Origin of the sequence: Lentzea sp. NPDC058450 (assembly GCF_042721395.1) — a bacterium.
In the GTDB taxonomy this organism is placed as follows: Bacteria; Actinomycetota; Actinomycetes; order Mycobacteriales; family Pseudonocardiaceae; genus Lentzea.
On sequence record NZ_JBHXLO010000030.1, the window covers coordinates 51,850 to 66,027 of the forward strand.

Here is a 14,178-nt window from a genome sequence, read left to right on the forward strand (position 1 = left end):
TTACTTGTGCCGTGCGAGGCTCAGCGTCTCGGAGTGTGGATGAGAGTGAGGAAAGTCTGTGCGTCGCGCTGCCTTGGCCCTGTTGGCAGTGAGCGTGCTGACGGCGTGCAGCGCCGGTCCCTCGACCAGGCCGGTGATCGCGGTCAAGGGTGAGGAGAACCAGCCCGTCGACCAGAGCGCGCTCGCCGGGCCGCAGCCCGTTCCCCCGCTGGGCGAGTACAAGCCCAGCTCGCTGCCTTGGACGCAGTGCAACGAGCAGATGAAGGACCGCTTCGGCGACTCCGCTCCCGCCGGCGACCAGAAGTACGAGTGCGCGCGCATGACGACCGTGCTCGACCCGCCGGGACGTCCCGGCCGCGGCACGCTCGGCATCGCGCTGACCCGCATCGGCACGGGCAAGAGCGCCCTGGTCGTCGTCACCGACCCCGGCGGTGAGCCCGGCACGCTGAAGGCCGCGCGGCTCGCGGCGTCGTTGCCGAAGGAGCTCCTCACCACCTACACGATCATCGGCATGGACCGGCGCGGCACGGGCCGGTCGGACGGCATGTCGTGCGTCCCGAACGCCACCCGCGCGCAGCTCGTCGAGTACGACCCGGCTGAGCCCGAGCAGTCGAACCTCGTGGTCGCCGCGGGCGAGGCGTCGCAGGAGTGCGTGCTCGACCTCGAAGGCAGGCTGACGGCGTTCGACTCCTGGCGTGCCGCCGCCGACCTCGAACGGCTGCGCGAGATGCTCGGCACCGAGCGTCTCAACGCCATCGGCGTCGGCGAGGGCTCGCGGGTGGTCACCACCTACGCGCAGCGCTACCCGACCCGCATCGGCCGCACCGTCCTCGACGGCGCCCCCGACCCCGCGCTCGACCAGGTGGGCGTGCTCGAGTCGCGGGCGATCGCGGCCGAGGCGACGTTCGACGCGTTCGCCCGCGACTGCAAGACCCGCGGCTGCGCGCTGGCCAACCCGCGCGAGGACGTCGCGGCCCTGCTCACGCAGCTGCGGACCACCAGGGTGCGGGGCGAGTACGTCGACCTCACGCCCGGCTCGGCGCTGAACGCGATCCTCGAAGGCCTGTCGGACCGCGGCCGCTGGCCGGCGCTGGCCGACGCCGTGGTGAAGGCGCGCGGAGGAGACGGCGCCGGACTGTTCGCGTTGCTCGACCCGGTGGTCAACGACCTCGACGAGAACCCGCCGCGCTTCGACGCGGGCCTGATCATCGGCTGCAACGACACCGCCACCCGCATCCCACCCGACCGGGTGAAGGCGCTGACGGCCGACTGGGCGACCAAGCACGCGATGTTCGGTGCCCTGTTCGCCCGGCAGCTGCTGCACTGCAACCCGTTCGTGCCGCCGAAGGCCGAGAAGGTCGACCCGCTGAAGAGCGCGCCGCCCGCGGTCGTGCTGAGCACCGCCAACGACCCGGCGACCCCCGCGCCGGGCACCGAGCACGCGGCGCAGCGGCTGCCGGGGGCGGCGCTGGTGGCGTGGCAGGGCAGCGGGCACGGTGCGCTGGGGCTGTCCGGGTGCGCCACGACGGCGGCGCGGGACTACCTGATCGACGCGAAGGTGCCGACGAACGGCACCGTCTGCCCGCCCTGACCAGCCTGTACGGGTTCGCCGGCCAGCACGGCCTGCTCGCCTGACTCCCGCGGGTCCTCGGGTGTCGAGGGCGGCTCGTGCCGGAAGTCCCGGTTGTCCCGGTAAACGATCTTCATGCCCTGAACGTCGTCGGGCGGGCGGGTTTGGTTACGAAAGAGCGGGGAGCCCGCCTGGCTCCCCGCCCGAAATCTCGTGTCAGCAGCTGGAACAGCAGCCGCAGCCGGGACCCGTGCACCCGGAACAGCACCCACACGTACCCATCAGGGCCTCCCCGTCCTCCAAGCCGGACCTGCGCGGGACCTCCGCACGTCCACGGTCCGCCCCGGCACAACCCCTGGGAACCCCTCTCACCCGAACGCGTGTGGACAACCACCGGGGAGTCGCAGCACGTGATACCGCTACGCGCCCAGGTCTTCCAGGGCCTTCTGCGCGGCCTCCAGTTCGGCCCGCAACTGCTCCACCCGGGCGAGCTGCTGGGCACGCGCCGCGTTCAGCACGCCCTCGACGATCTCGGCGACCTCGGGCGCGAGCAGCTTCGAGGCCTGGGCCACGGCGGCGGGCGGCACCGGCGTCGGCTTGACCGTCCTGCGGGTGCCTTGGAGCACCTCCACGGCCCACTCGCCCTCGCCGGTCGTCACGAGCGTGATCGTGACCTCGGGGAAGGTGGCCTTCGCCTGCTGCTTGCGCGCGGGCTTCGGCGCGGGCGCCGGCTCGACGGGCGCCGCAGCCGCGGGTGCGGGTTTCGGCTTGGGGGCCGCGGGCTTCACCGGCGCCTCCGGAACGTAGGGGTGGATGATCTCAGTCTCTCGCGGCGGCTCCACCGGCGCTGGCGGCGGGGTCGCCGGCTTCTTGCGGGGCGGGGGCTTGTCCAGCGTCAACTCGGCCGGGGACAGGAACATCTCGTCCTTCGAGCCCGTGGGCCGGACCTGGATGAAATCGCCCTCCGGAGGATCGGTGACGGCCAGCAGCTTGGCCGACCTGCCCTCCTCCATGCCGACCGCGGCCGCCGTGAACCACACCATCGGCTGACTGCCTTCGTCCAACTGCGAGCGCAGGTTGACGACGTCCTCCGCCGACAGCCCGCTCTTCTTCGCCATCGCGCTGCCTCCCCGTTCGAACACCTGTGCCCCAGCATGCCCTACACCCCCGACAATTCTGAGCACAGGGTCGATCACAAGATCATCAACGGCGTGAGAGCGCTCTCAGGCCTCCTCGGCCCGCTCGACCTCTTCGACCCGCAACTGGTACTCGCACCCGTACTCGACCGCGTACGACAGGTCGTACACGTGCACGATCTTGGGCCCACCGTGCAGATGCACGTACGTCACGGTCTGCTTGGGGTCCTCCGGCGTGGACGGCAACGAGTCCACCCGCCCGTCGAGGGGACCGCCGACGTACCGCACCACGTAGGGCTGCGACATGGACGACCTCCTCTCACGTTTCGTCCATTCTACGGAGTCCCCCGCCAGATCCATCCCCGATACAACCGGTTGGCTCACTCACCCCCGAACCACAGCTCCGCAAGCTCCTCGAACGTCTCCCCGGACGGCATCTCCCGCAGGTAGGCGGGCATGTTCGAGTACACGTGCAACAACGCGTACGCCATCACCCTCTCCGGTCGCGGCACCCTCCCGTACCCCTCGACCAACGCCCGCCAACAACCCCGATCGCCTTTCGTCACAAACAGCCCAACACTCGCAAACTCGTACTCGAACGCCCCGCACATGGCCGGCTCGAAGTCGAACACCCCGGCGAGCTCCCCGCCCCGCCACAACAGATGCGCACTCATCACCTCGGTGTGCAACAACACCGGCTCGGCATCCCCCAGATCGACGCTGTCGAGAAACCGCGGAATCTGCTCCAACCAGCGATCCTCAAGCCCGCGCTTCCTTTGCAGCTCAACACATCCAGCCCGCTGCCGCGCCACGAACGCCGCCCAGTCCTCCGGCCCCAGCACTTCCGGCGCCGCGATGCCGTGCAGCACCTTCAGCATCTCCCCGACCTGCCGACTGACCTCGACGTCGGGCGTTTCGGGCTCTTCCCCGTGCAGCCGCGACATCAACACGTACGCCCAGTCGTCCAGCAGTCCTGTGGCGTGCAGCTTCGGTGCAGGCAGCTTGCCGTGCAACGCCTCCATCACCGCGACCTCGACCGGCACTTCGCCGTGGTACTCCGGCGGAAACAACTTCAACACCAGGTCGTCCCCGATGGCGAAGACGGGCAACGACCCGTCCTCGAACCGCCGCACGTCCCCGCGCAGCCCCAACCGATCGCGATACGACTCAGCGTCCCGAAGCGAAAGATCCACGCCGCCGATCCTCACCGATCGGGATCGACGAACGCCACCTCTCCCCGACCCCACCGCTCCAACAGTTCCCGAACGGGCCGCACCGCTTCAGATCTCTTGCACTGCTCCACCAAGCGTGCGGCCAACTCGACACTGGGCTGGGGCGCCAGAATTGCGTCGATCATGGCGGCGAACGCGGCCCCCTCGAGCTTGGGTGCGCGAGCGTGTCGGCTGTCTCTCGCCAGCGCGAGCGCAGGCAAGAAGGAAGCAGGAACGGGCAGCACTTGCGTCCAACGGTCAAGCAGAAGCTCGAACAACGTGTGTCCGACGAACGCACCGTCGCCCCACGCCCTGACCGCAGGCCCCGGTATGTAGCCGGCGAAAGGTGACAGCTGAGCGCAAATCAGCGCCCGATACCCGTACTGCTCAACCAGGAGTCGCGGATCCTGGTACCCGTGCCTCACATTTCCCAGTGCCACCTCGTACTCGTCCGCTCCGCTGGAGGCCAGCCTCGCGGCACCCCAGCGGAGATCCGTGCCCGGCTCGCCGGCCGTCCTGGCCAGCACTGCACTTGCGACGCGGTGAACACGCGCCATTTTCACCGCACGAACGTCAAGAAGTTCGGAGTAGAGTCCCTCGTCGCCACTGCGACCGAATAGCTCGAAAGCACCCTCGAGAAGAGCGTCCGTCGTCCCTCTCAGCAGATTGTTGTGCTCCAGGAACCGAACGCAGAAGCCCATGACCTGCCGAGAGCCTCGGGCCCGCTCCAGCAACAACCTGATACAGGTGTCCGCACCATCTGCCTGGTACATGTCGTACAACTGCAGGGCGATCTGAGGAACGACCTGGCTCTTGCCATACCCGATCATCGGTAGCAAGCGATCTACGATCTTCCCGGCGGTCGAACAGGTGCGCAGGACGTAGCAAGCCGTGTAGTATTCCATGAACGTCCGGTGCGTAAACCCGAAGCGCCGCTCCCCTTCAAGCGACATGTCGACCTGGGTCAGCACCCACGCCCGCTCGGCGCAATAGTCCAGGAACTCCCGAGCCTGCTGGTGATAAGACTGCGCGCCTTCCTCCTCACGCTCGCTCAGATGGGCAACGACGAGACGCTCCAACGTCCTCTCACCCTCGTCACCCTGACCGTCGAGCTGGAAGAAGAAGTGCTGGGCCAACTCCTGCACCAGGAACTTCGCCAGTTTCACCGAGCGGATCACCGAAGGCACCTGGCTAATGGCGTCCCACCGCACCAGCATCAGCTCAGAACACTCCCGGTAGACATCAGCGGTGTTCTCAGGGATGTAACCCTCGCTTTGATAGAGCATGCACAGCAGCGACAACATCAACGGGTTCGAGCGCAGGTCGGTCAAGTGCTCGCTGTCCCGCAGAAACCCCTCGATCCGACTCCCTGCGTGCACGAGGGTGAACCAGGTCCGCACGTACTGCTCAACCTGGTCAGTTTCGAAGTCCGGCAACCAGTAGACCGGAAAGGTGGTGGAATCTAGCTTCGCAACCGGATAGCTCTCCTGCCGACACGTCACCACGATCCGCGCCAACGGGAACCGCGCGGCAAAAGCCTCGATCGCTGCCACCGCCGACCGCCGAGCCATGATGTCGCCGACCTCGTCCAGGCCGTCGAAGACCACGAGGGCCTCACCTGCGTCCAGCAGGTCGGCGATGCGCTGCGCCGACTCGGCGCGCTGGGTCACTGGCCTCAGTTCCTGCGCGATGATCGTGACGAAGTCGTCCATCAGCTTCTGGTGTTGTTTGAGCTGTACCAGCAATGGCACCGACTCGGTCCTGCGCAGCAACCTGCGGATGAATGTGCTCTTGCCCGCGCCCGGATTGCCCACCACGACGACCCTCCGGTCGCGCAGCTCGTCCTCACCGATCAAGTCGTCGCCAAGGCGCAGTGTGCGCGGCACGTAGATCTGGTCGATGCGGAAGCGGAAGTCCGCCTTCGAGTGGGGCATGACCATGCGGTCGTACTTGTCCGCCATCGCCTTGCGGATGACCTCACCCGTCGCGCGCGATTCGGCACGCCGACCCGTGTCGAGCGCGAGCCCCAACCGCTCGGCGATCGGGCGTTCAGGGCCCGTGACCTTGATCCGGATGCGGTCACGGGCGTCCAGGGGCCGAAACGAGGCGTTCTGCTCGATCACGTCCCACAAAGACGCGGCGAAGTCTGCGGACTGCTGAGTCTCACGCCGCACCGCGCGCTGGAACTCTCGCCGGAACGCCTCGGCGAGTTCGGCGCGTTCGGCGGACTGGCGGAATCTGCCTTCCTCGGTGTGTTCCAGCTGGCAGAGGAGTTCCAGCAGGGATGCGCAATCAGAGCCGCGCAGGTAGGTGGCGATCCGGCGGCGGAGGGCCGAGGACATGGGGGTGTTGTCAGCCCAGGTCAGAGCGGTCTCGGCCAGGTCCGCCACGACGGTCGCGATCGCTGTCACGCTGAGTGGATCGGTGCCAAACGGTGGGCTGTTACTCCTGTTTGCGGGCGCGGGAAGGCTGCACTCGCATGGGTTCGCCGGGCATTTTCGGGTAGTCCGGCGGGTAGGGCATCTCGCCTCGCGGGTCGGCCGCGTACCACTCCAGCAGGGTCTCGATGCCGAACGCCTCGGAGTCCAACGAGGCGTGCAGGTTGCCGCGTTCCTCCAGCATCTTCGGGACGGTCAGCACGTCGAAGTCGTCGGGGTCCACAGAGGACAGTTCGTCCCACGTGACCGGGGTGGAGACGGTGGCGCGCGGGGTGCCGCGGACCGACCAGGCCGAGGCGATGGTGCGGTCTCGGGCCGCCTGGTTGAAGTCGATGAAGACGCGTTCGCCGCGTTCTTCCTTCCACCACGCGGAAGTCGCCAAGGACGGTGCCCGCTTCTCTACCTCTCGGGCCAGGGCGATCACGGCGTGGCGGACGTCGATGAAGTCCCAGTCCGGGCGGATGCGGACGGCCACGTGGATTCCTCGGCCGCCGGAGGTCTTCGGGTAGCCGGTCAGGCCCGCGTCGGCCAGCACCTCGCGCAGGACGAGAGCTACGCGGGCGGCGTCCGAGAAGTCGGTGCCCGGTTGGGGGTCCAGGTCGATGCGGAGTTCGTCGGGGTGGTCCACGTCGGCACGGCGGACCGGCCACGGGTGGAAGTCGAAGGTGCCCAGGTTGGCGGCCCACACGATGACGGCCTCGGAGGTCGGGCAGATCTCGTCGGCCGGGCGACCCGACGGGAAGCGGACCTGGACCGTCTCCACGTACGGAGGGGCTCCCTTGGGGACGCGCTTCTGGTAGAACGCCTCGCCCTCCACGCCGTCCACGTAGCGCTTGAGCACCACCGGGCGGTCGCGCAGCACGGTCAGCAGGTGCGGGGCCACGGTGCGGTAGTACTCGACCACCTGGCCCTTGGTGATGCCGCGCGCGGGGAAGTACGGCTTGTCCGGGTTGGACACCCGCACCAGCTGGTCACCGACCTCTAGCTCGATCGCCTTGGAAGCCACGCCAGCACACTAAAGGCCGCGCACGAACGCCGCGAGCGCCAGCTCGAAGCTGTCGCGGTCGAGTTCCCGCGCGACGCCTGGCAGGAGGTGGGCGCGGTCCAGGTGCGGGTAGCGGCCGGAGTAGTCGGCGGGGTCGGCGGAGAAGCCGCTGGAGAACGAGCTCAGCGCCGAGCCGAACACGATGTACATCAGGCCCGCGGCGATCATCGTGGCCTCGCGGCGCGACCAGCCGGCGTCCACCAAAGCGCCATGGAGCAGGTCCAAGCGTTGCAACGACTCGTCGCGGCCGGCCGGACCGTACGCCAGGAACGGCACGATGTTCGGGTGCGAGGACAACGCCGCACGGTAGGAGCGCGCGCACCGCAGCAGACCCTCGCGCCAGTCGACCGAAAAGCCCGACACGTCGACGGCGGACAACACCGAAGAGGCGATGTCGTTCAGCAACTGGTCCTTGGTGCGGACGTGGCCGTACAACGACGCCGCCTGCACGCCCAGCTCCGCGGCGAGCTTGCGCATCGACAGGCCGTCGAGGCCGTCGCGGTCGATGATGGCCAGAGCCACCGACCGGATCCGATCGGGGCTCAGCAGAGGGGTGCTCGGCCGGGGCATGTGGGTTAACCTAACACTGTTCGGTTAGTCGGGAGGGCCCGTGGATCTAACGCTTTCGGACGAACACCGGCAGCTCAGGGAGCTGGCCAGGCGGTTCACCGACGACCGCGTCGTGCCCCACGCGACGCGCTGGGACCGGGAAGAGGCCATCGACCGGGACCTGCCAAACCAACTGGGCGAGGTCGGGTTCCTGGGCCTCGGCATCGACGAGCGCTACGGCGGCAGCGGCGGCGACAACCTCGCCTACTGCCTGGTCCTCGAGGAGATCGCCCGAGGTGACAGCGCCGTCCGGGGCATCATCTCGGTGTCGCTGGGCCTGGTCGCGAAGTCGATCGCGAAGCACGGCACCGAGGAGCAGAAGCAACGCTGGCTGCCCGGACTCACCAGCGGCACCCAGGTCGGCTGCTTCGCCCTCACCGAACCCGGCACCGGCAGCGACGCAGGCAATCTCACCACCAAGGCGACCAAAACCGCCACCGGCTACAAGATCACCGGACGCAAGGTCTTCATCACCAACGGCACGTGGGCCGACGTCGCGCTCGTGTTCGCCCGCACCGGTGGACCAGGTCCAAGAGGCATCTCCGCGTTCCTGGTCCCCACGGACACCACCGGCTTCCAGGCCACCGAGATCAAGGGCAAGCTCGGCATGCGCGGCCAGGCCACCGCCGAAATCACCCTCGACGACGTCGAGGTCGGCGAGGACGCCCTCCTCAGCGACCAGGGCTTCAAGCTCGCGATGGGCGCCCTCGACAAGGGCCGCATGTCCGTCGCGGCAGGCTGCGTGGGAGCGGCACGAGGCGCCCTCGAAGCGGCCCTGAAGTACGCCAAGGAACGCGAACAGTTCGGCAAGCCCATCGCGGGCTTCCAACTCGTCCAGGAACTCCTCGCCGACATGGCCGTCGAAACGGACGCCGCCAGGCTCCTGACCTGGCGCGTGGCCGACCTGGCCGACCGGAACCAACCGTTCAGCACCGAGGCCAGCATGGCCAAGCTGTTCGCCAGCGAGGCCGCGGTCAAGGTCGCCAACAGCGCCATCCAGGTCTTCGGCGGCTACGGCTACATCGACGAGTACCCGGTCGGCAAGTACCTGCGGGACGCCCGCGTCACCACCCTCTACGAGGGCACCAGCCAGATCCAGAAACTGCTCATCGGTCGCGCGCTCACGGGCGTGAACGCGTTCGCCTGAAAGGAAAGCAATGGACTTCACGCTCGACGCCGAGCAGAAGGAGATCCGCGACTGGGTGCGGACCTTCGTGCGCAAGGAGATCGTCCCGCTGGAACCCGAGGTCCTGCGGCGCGAACGCGCGGGTCAGCCCGGCCTTCCAAAGGAAGAGCTGAAAGCGTTGCAGGACAAGGCCAAGCAGGCCGGGTTCTTCGGCGTCCTCACGCCGCAGGAGTACGGCGGCATGGGCCTCGGCGGGATGATGACCGCCCTCATCGAGGCCGAGCTCGGCAGGTCGTTCGTCCCGTTCCGCTTCGGCGGCTACGCGGACAACATCCTGTTCCACGGCAACGAGGAGCAGAAGCAGCGCTACCTCCTGCCGACGATCTCCGGCGAACGCGTCTCGTGCTTCGCGATCACCGAACCGGGCGCCGGCAGCGACGCCAAGGCCATCCGCACGACCGCGGTGCGCGACGGCGACGAGTGGGTCATCAACGGCGAGAAGACCTTCATCACCCAGGGCAACGAGGCCGACTTCGTCATGGTGTTCGCCGTGACGGACAAGGAGAAGGGCGCCGACGGCGGCGTCACGTGCTTCCTCGTCGACCGCGACATGGGCTGGAAGTCCGAGCCCATCCCGACCATGGGCCAGTGGGGCCCGGCGGCGCTGGTGTTCGACAACGTCCGCGTGCCGCACGAGAACATCCTCGGCGAGGAGGGCAAGGGCTTCCACCTCGCCATGCAGTGGATCGGCCAGGGCCGCTACCTGCTGCCCGCCCGCGCGCTCGGCAGCGTCGAGCGGCTGGTCGAGATGTCCATCGAGCAGGCCAAGAACCGCGTCACGTTCGGCCAGCCGATCGCCGAGTACCAGGCCATCCAGTGGATGATCGCCGACTCCGCGGTCGAGATCGAGGCGCTGCGCTGGCTCGTGCTACACGCCGCGTGGCTCGTCGACCAGAAGCAGGACTCGCGGCAGGCGCAGTCGATCGCGAAGCTCTACGGCGGCATCAAGGCCAACGAGATCGTCGACCGCGTGCTGCAGATCCACGGCGGCATGGGCTACACCCGTGAGCTGCCGATCGAGCGCTGGTACCGCGAGCTGCGGCTGCTGCGCATCTACGAGGGCACCGACGAGATCCAGCGCCGCACGATCGCCCGCAACCTCCTCAAGGGTCACGCGAACGTGCGCGGCACACTGGGTTGATGCTCGATCACGGAATCCTCGGCGTCGTCGAACGGCAGGTCCGCACCTGGTCGGACGACGACGCCGAGGTGTACGCGGCGGCCGCCGGCGGATACTCGCCGGCGTTCGCCATCCCGTTGCTGCAACACGGCGGGCCGCAGCTCGGCCTCACCGGCGCCGACATGACCCAGGTCCTGCACGCCGAACAGTCGTTGTGGCTGCACGGCGAGCTCCCGCGCCAAGGCACGACGGAAGTCACGAAGACCGTCACCGCGATCCACGACAAGGGCTCCGGCACTCTCGTCGTCAGCGAGTGGGCGTCTCAGTACGCCACCACGAGATCGTCGTGTTTCATCAAGGGAGAAGGCGGTTTCGGCGGCGAACGAGGTGAGACGCGCAAGTTCACCATGCCGGACACCCGCCCGGAGACCAGTTTCTTCCAGACCACGCCCGACCAGGCGTTGCGCTACATGCGCACCGGGGACGTCAACCCGATGCACCACGATCAAGCGTTCGCACAGAAAGCCGGGTTCGCGAAACCCATCCTGCACGGCCTGTGCACGCTCGGGATCACCGTGGCGTTCCTGGACTTCACGGAGCTGCACGCCCGCTTCACCGCCCCCGTCACGCCCGGCGACGAGCTGCGGATCGAACGCTGGCCGACCGGCGAGTTCCGCACGTCCGTCGGAACCACCCAGGTTCTGATCGGTTCGGTTTTCCGAAGTGGACAACCGAGGAAACCTCGCACGATCGGGGCATGAGCACTGCCCTGGCAGCCGCGGACGCCGGAATCGAACCGGTGCGCGTGGCGGTGGAGTCCCGTGACCTGATCAGCGCGGCCGGTGTGACGCACCTGCTGAAGACCTCCCCACGGGTGCGGGTCGTGCAGGAACGCACAGACGCGCACGTGCTGCTGGCGCTGGTGAACGAGCTGTGCGCGCAGCAGGCCGCCCGGCTGCGGGCATCGGGTTCGGCCAGGATCGTGGTGATCGCGGCCCGCGTGCACGACCTCACCCCGTCGATCGCGGCGCAGGCCGGGCTCGCGCTCCCGTTGCGGCGCGCCGACGTCAACGCCGAACGCCTGATCAAGCTCCTCGTCGGCGGCCAGACCGTGCAGGAACGCGCGGCCGTGCTGAACGACCGCGACCTCCAGCTGCTCAAGCTCCTGGCCGACGGCGCGACGATCGCCGAGGTGGCCGCACGGCTGTTCTGCTCGGAACGCACCGTGAAGTACGCGCTGCACCAGCTGCTGGAACGGTTCGGGCTGCGCAACCGGGTGCACGCGGTGGCGTGGGCGTTGCGGTCGGGCCTGCTCTAACGGCCGAAGACGGACGAGAGCTGCACCCGCCTGCTGATCCCGACCTTGCGGTAGACGCGGGTGAGGTGCAGTTCGACGGCCCGTTGCGTGACGCCGAACCGTTCCGCGATCACCCGATTCGTCTCGCCTTCGAGCACCAACGAGACGATGCGCGACTCGTGCGGCGTCAGCTTCTCCCACGCCGCCGACCGCAACGGCCGTAGTGGCTCCACCAACGCCATTCGCGCCCGTTCCACCAGATCGGGCACGCCCGCCCGTTCGGCATCGGCCAACGCGGACCGCGCGGCACCGAGTGCGAGATGCATGCGAGCCCGTTGGTGCAGCAACACCGTGCACGCCCAGGCCGGCGGCAAGGTTCCCGCGTAACCCAAGCGCACCAACATCTCCCGCGCCTCACCCGGCCGGCCGGAGTCCACACAGGACGCGACGAACGCCGCCGCCCCCAACGCCACGCAGCCACGCGACGGCGACGCCTGGGCGAGATCGCGCATCAACCACGACACCACGGCGTGATCACCGAGCCGCGCCCACATCTCCAGCGCCGTCAGCCAGTCCTGCTCCGCGCCGACGAGCCGGGCCCGCAGCCGCGGCAGGAACTCCAGCACCACGCGCGCCGAATCCCGTTGCAGCAGGCCGAGTCCGGCCAGGGCGAGCGCCGGGACCACCCCGGGCCCGTCCACCGGCAGCTCCCGCAACGCCTGCTCGGGGTCGGCGGGCACCGGTGGCATCGACCCGACGCCCAGCACGTCCTCGTCGCACTGCCAGTCGAGGACGACGGCGGCGAACCAGTCCCCCGCGACGCCCTGTTGCCGCGCCAGCTCGCCGGCCAGCGGCGGGATGCCGCAGCGCAGGTGGAGGTCCGCCATCCCCACCGCCACCCGCGCCGCGATCTCCGCGCTCTGCGGCTCGCGCAGAGCGGCTCGGAGGCACCGGGCCGCGAGCTCGGCCCGTCCGGCGGCCCGGTGCAGCCGTGCCGCGTCGTGCAGCACCGGGGCCACCCAGTGCGCGCCGACCGGTTCCGCGCACGCCACCACGTGTTCGGCGACGGCAGCGGGCGGATCACAACGCCGGTGCAGCACCTGCGAGGCCGCGCGGTGCAGCCGGTCGCGCGCCTCGGGCGTCATCTCGTGCCGGATCGCGTGCCCCAGCGCCGGCGACCGGACCCGCATCGGGTCCCCCACGGCCAGACGCGCGTCCACGAGCCGTTCGAACGCGGCGAGCGCTGGGAACGGCTCCAATCCGGCGACCTCGCCCACCACGTCCAGCGACGCCGTCCCCAGCACGGCCAACGCCCGTGCGACGGCCACGGCGTCCGCGTCCAGCACCTCCCAGCTGCGCCGCACGGCCCGCAGCAGCCTCGGCAGGCGCAGTCCGGGCAACGCGGCGGGCAACGCCGTCACGTCTTGGACGGCCTCCAAGACGTCGCTCAGCACGCCCGGCGCACCCCCGCTGTACGCCAGGCACGCGGCGGCGAGGTCCGGCGGGACCTCGGCGTCGAACCGGCGCCGGACCATCTCCGCGACCGCCTCGGCGCCGATCGGGCGCAACGGCACCCGCACGGCGCCGACGACCGCCAATTCGTCAGGGTCGCAATCCCCCGCGAGCACGACCGTTCCCCGGAATCGCGCGAGCCGGTCGGCCTCTTCCTCGCCGAGCCGCTCGGCGTCGTCCACGACGAGCACGGTGTGGCCGTCGACCCCGCTCAACGCCCGCAAACCGCGCACCGGCCGCAACCCGCTGCGCACGGCGATAGAAGATGCAACGGAAAGCAATGTGCTTTTCCCCATACCAGTTGCACCATGCACAACGCACGAGCGAGCGCCACCACTCAGCGCGTCCGTCAGGGCGGCGATCTCCCGCTCGCGGCCCACGAGCAGGTCACCGGCCCTGCGCACGGCGGTCCCGACGAGGCCGGGGCGAAGTGGGGCAACCATGTCCCCCAGCAAATCGCGCGCGGACCGGCAGGACCATGCAGAAGCACCGGCAGAAGTTCCGCAGGTCTGCCCAATCGCACAGCGCGGCGCCACGAACCGGGACGGGGGAACGCGAAAACCATTCGACCAATCAACTGGTAATCGACAGCCCTGTTCCCTGAACCATTTCGGTGCCCATTACGTGATGCCTTAAGTACACCGGCGAACACTTCAGGGAGTTCCGATGCGGGTCGCGTCACGCACCGTCTTCGACTTCGTCCGGCTGGACGGGTCCACCGCCCCGGTCGAGACCGAGCTGATCTACCAGGCAGAAGACCCGTTCGCGGTCACCATGCGGTTCCACGCGGGTGGCAAGGTCGCCACCTGGATCATGGGCAGAGACCTGGTCACCGAGGGCATGAGCATGAGAGCCGGCGACGGGGACGTGCGGCTGCGCCCCCTGTCGAGCCGGGTGCTGCGGCTGGAGCTCGTGTCGGACCGGCACGTGACGGTGTTCCAGCTGCCCTCGACGACGCTGCGGAAGTTCCTCGACGCGGCCTACCGGCTGGTGCCGCCCGGCACGGAGCGGTTCGACGCCGACGCGTTCCTGAGCACCGTCCTGCGCTGACCGC

Annotated in this window: 14 protein-coding genes and 1 pseudogene; 6 read left to right on the top strand and 9 right to left on the bottom strand. The window is 68.9% G+C overall.

The genetic code is table 11. The features are described 5' to 3' along the window. Window positions 1-58 precede the first annotated feature (58 nt). Window positions 59-1,591 carry an alpha/beta fold hydrolase gene (locus tag ACFWNN_RS35045; RefSeq protein ID WP_382444241.1) on the top strand — a complete coding sequence of 511 codons (1,533 nt, stop codon included), beginning with the start codon at window positions 59-61 and terminating at the stop codon, window positions 1,589-1,591. Here ACFWNN_RS35045 and ACFWNN_RS35050 read toward each other — a convergent pair. From ACFWNN_RS35050 to ACFWNN_RS35080, 7 genes are all read right to left on the bottom strand, one after another. Beyond that, on the bottom strand, window positions 1,540-1,707 hold the full coding sequence (locus ACFWNN_RS35050; RefSeq protein WP_382444242.1) for a hypothetical protein: 168 nt from the start codon (window positions 1,705-1,707) through the stop codon (window positions 1,540-1,542). The genes ACFWNN_RS35045 and ACFWNN_RS35050 overlap by 52 nt on opposite strands. A gap of 282 nt (window positions 1,708-1,989) precedes the next feature. Then, a complete protein-coding gene (locus ACFWNN_RS35055) occupies window positions 1,990-2,688 on the bottom strand; it encodes a DUF6319 family protein (protein WP_382444243.1) in 699 nt (232 codons plus the stop codon). Between the two features lie 105 nt (window positions 2,689-2,793). Then, a complete protein-coding gene (locus ACFWNN_RS35060; RefSeq protein ID WP_382444244.1) occupies window positions 2,794-3,012 on the bottom strand; it encodes a hypothetical protein in 219 nt (72 codons plus the stop codon). Between the two features lie 74 nt (window positions 3,013-3,086). Then, window positions 3,087-3,899 (bottom strand): aminoglycoside phosphotransferase family protein, encoded by an 813-nt coding sequence (locus ACFWNN_RS35065; protein WP_382444245.1) that lies wholly within the window; start codon window positions 3,897-3,899, stop codon window positions 3,087-3,089. An 11-nt stretch (window positions 3,900-3,910) separates the two neighbouring features. After that, window positions 3,911-6,328: an NACHT domain-containing protein gene (locus tag ACFWNN_RS35070; RefSeq protein ID WP_382444246.1), complete on the bottom strand. Its 2,418-nt coding sequence runs from the start codon at window positions 6,326-6,328 to the stop codon at window positions 3,911-3,913. Between the two features lie 31 nt (window positions 6,329-6,359). Then, window positions 6,360-7,361, bottom strand: a complete 1,002-nt coding sequence (gene ligD / locus ACFWNN_RS35075; RefSeq protein WP_382444247.1) for a non-homologous end-joining DNA ligase — start codon at window positions 7,359-7,361, stop codon at window positions 6,360-6,362. Between the two features lie 9 nt (window positions 7,362-7,370). Continuing rightward, window positions 7,371-7,970, bottom strand: coding sequence for a TetR/AcrR family transcriptional regulator (locus ACFWNN_RS35080; RefSeq protein ID WP_382444248.1), 600 nt, complete (start codon window positions 7,968-7,970; stop codon window positions 7,371-7,373). A gap of 40 nt (window positions 7,971-8,010) precedes the next feature. Between ACFWNN_RS35080 and ACFWNN_RS35085 the strand changes: the two genes are divergently transcribed. From ACFWNN_RS35085 to ACFWNN_RS35100, 4 genes are read left to right on the top strand one after another with little or no spacing between them, the layout of a single operon-like run. Continuing rightward, window positions 8,011-9,156, top strand: a complete 1,146-nt coding sequence (locus ACFWNN_RS35085) for an acyl-CoA dehydrogenase family protein (protein ID WP_382444249.1) — start codon at window positions 8,011-8,013, stop codon at window positions 9,154-9,156. A gap of 10 nt (window positions 9,157-9,166) precedes the next feature. Next, window positions 9,167-10,336, top strand: coding sequence for an acyl-CoA dehydrogenase family protein (locus ACFWNN_RS35090; RefSeq protein WP_382444250.1), 1,170 nt, complete (start codon window positions 9,167-9,169; stop codon window positions 10,334-10,336). Next, a complete protein-coding gene (locus tag ACFWNN_RS35095; protein ID WP_382444251.1) occupies window positions 10,336-11,076 on the top strand; it encodes a MaoC/PaaZ C-terminal domain-containing protein in 741 nt (246 codons plus the stop codon). Before ACFWNN_RS35090 ends, ACFWNN_RS35095 begins: the two co-directional genes overlap by 1 nt. Continuing rightward, window positions 11,073-11,633 carry a LuxR C-terminal-related transcriptional regulator gene (locus ACFWNN_RS35100; RefSeq protein WP_382444252.1) on the top strand — a complete coding sequence of 187 codons (561 nt, stop codon included), beginning with the start codon at window positions 11,073-11,075 and terminating at the stop codon, window positions 11,631-11,633. Before ACFWNN_RS35095 ends, ACFWNN_RS35100 begins: the two co-directional genes overlap by 4 nt. On the opposite strand, the gene ACFWNN_RS35105 is transcribed toward ACFWNN_RS35100, so the two are convergent. Next, complete coding sequence (locus tag ACFWNN_RS35105; RefSeq protein WP_382444310.1) at window positions 11,630-13,378, bottom strand: LuxR C-terminal-related transcriptional regulator; 1,749 nt, start codon at window positions 13,376-13,378, stop codon at window positions 11,630-11,632. The two genes, ACFWNN_RS35100 and ACFWNN_RS35105, sit on opposite strands and share 4 nt — an antisense overlap. A gap of 3 nt (window positions 13,379-13,381) precedes the next feature. Beyond that, window positions 13,382-13,567 (bottom strand): annotated as a pseudogene (locus ACFWNN_RS35110) (ATP-binding protein); the annotation flags it as partial. Between the two features lie 223 nt (window positions 13,568-13,790). Here ACFWNN_RS35110 and ACFWNN_RS35115 point away from each other — a divergent pair. Beyond that, on the top strand, window positions 13,791-14,174 hold the full coding sequence (locus ACFWNN_RS35115; protein ID WP_382444253.1) for an SsgA family sporulation/cell division regulator: 384 nt from the start codon (window positions 13,791-13,793) through the stop codon (window positions 14,172-14,174). Window positions 14,175-14,178 lie beyond the last annotated feature (4 nt).

What these genes read in the sequence shown, in the direction of transcription:
- ACFWNN_RS35050 (WP_382444242.1), bottom strand. Translation starts at nt 1,707, where the DNA reads ATGAAGATCGTTTACCGGGACAACCGGGACTTCCGGCACGAGCCGCCC.
- ACFWNN_RS35100 (WP_382444252.1), top strand. Translation starts at nt 11,073, where the DNA reads ATGAGCACTGCCCTGGCAGCCGCGGACGCCGGAATCGAACCGGTGCGC.
- ACFWNN_RS35055 (WP_382444243.1), bottom strand. Translation starts at nt 2,688, where the DNA reads ATGGCGAAGAAGAGCGGGCTGTCGGCGGAGGACGTCGTCAACCTGCGC.
- ACFWNN_RS35080 (WP_382444248.1), bottom strand. Translation starts at nt 7,970, where the DNA reads ATGCCCCGGCCGAGCACCCCTCTGCTGAGCCCCGATCGGATCCGGTCG.
- ACFWNN_RS35095 (WP_382444251.1), top strand. Translation starts at nt 10,336, where the DNA reads ATGCTCGATCACGGAATCCTCGGCGTCGTCGAACGGCAGGTCCGCACC.
- ACFWNN_RS35115 (WP_382444253.1), top strand. Translation starts at nt 13,791, where the DNA reads ATGCGGGTCGCGTCACGCACCGTCTTCGACTTCGTCCGGCTGGACGGG.
- ACFWNN_RS35090 (WP_382444250.1), top strand. Translation starts at nt 9,167, where the DNA reads ATGGACTTCACGCTCGACGCCGAGCAGAAGGAGATCCGCGACTGGGTG.
- ACFWNN_RS35060 (WP_382444244.1), bottom strand. Translation starts at nt 3,012, where the DNA reads ATGTCGCAGCCCTACGTGGTGCGGTACGTCGGCGGTCCCCTCGACGGG.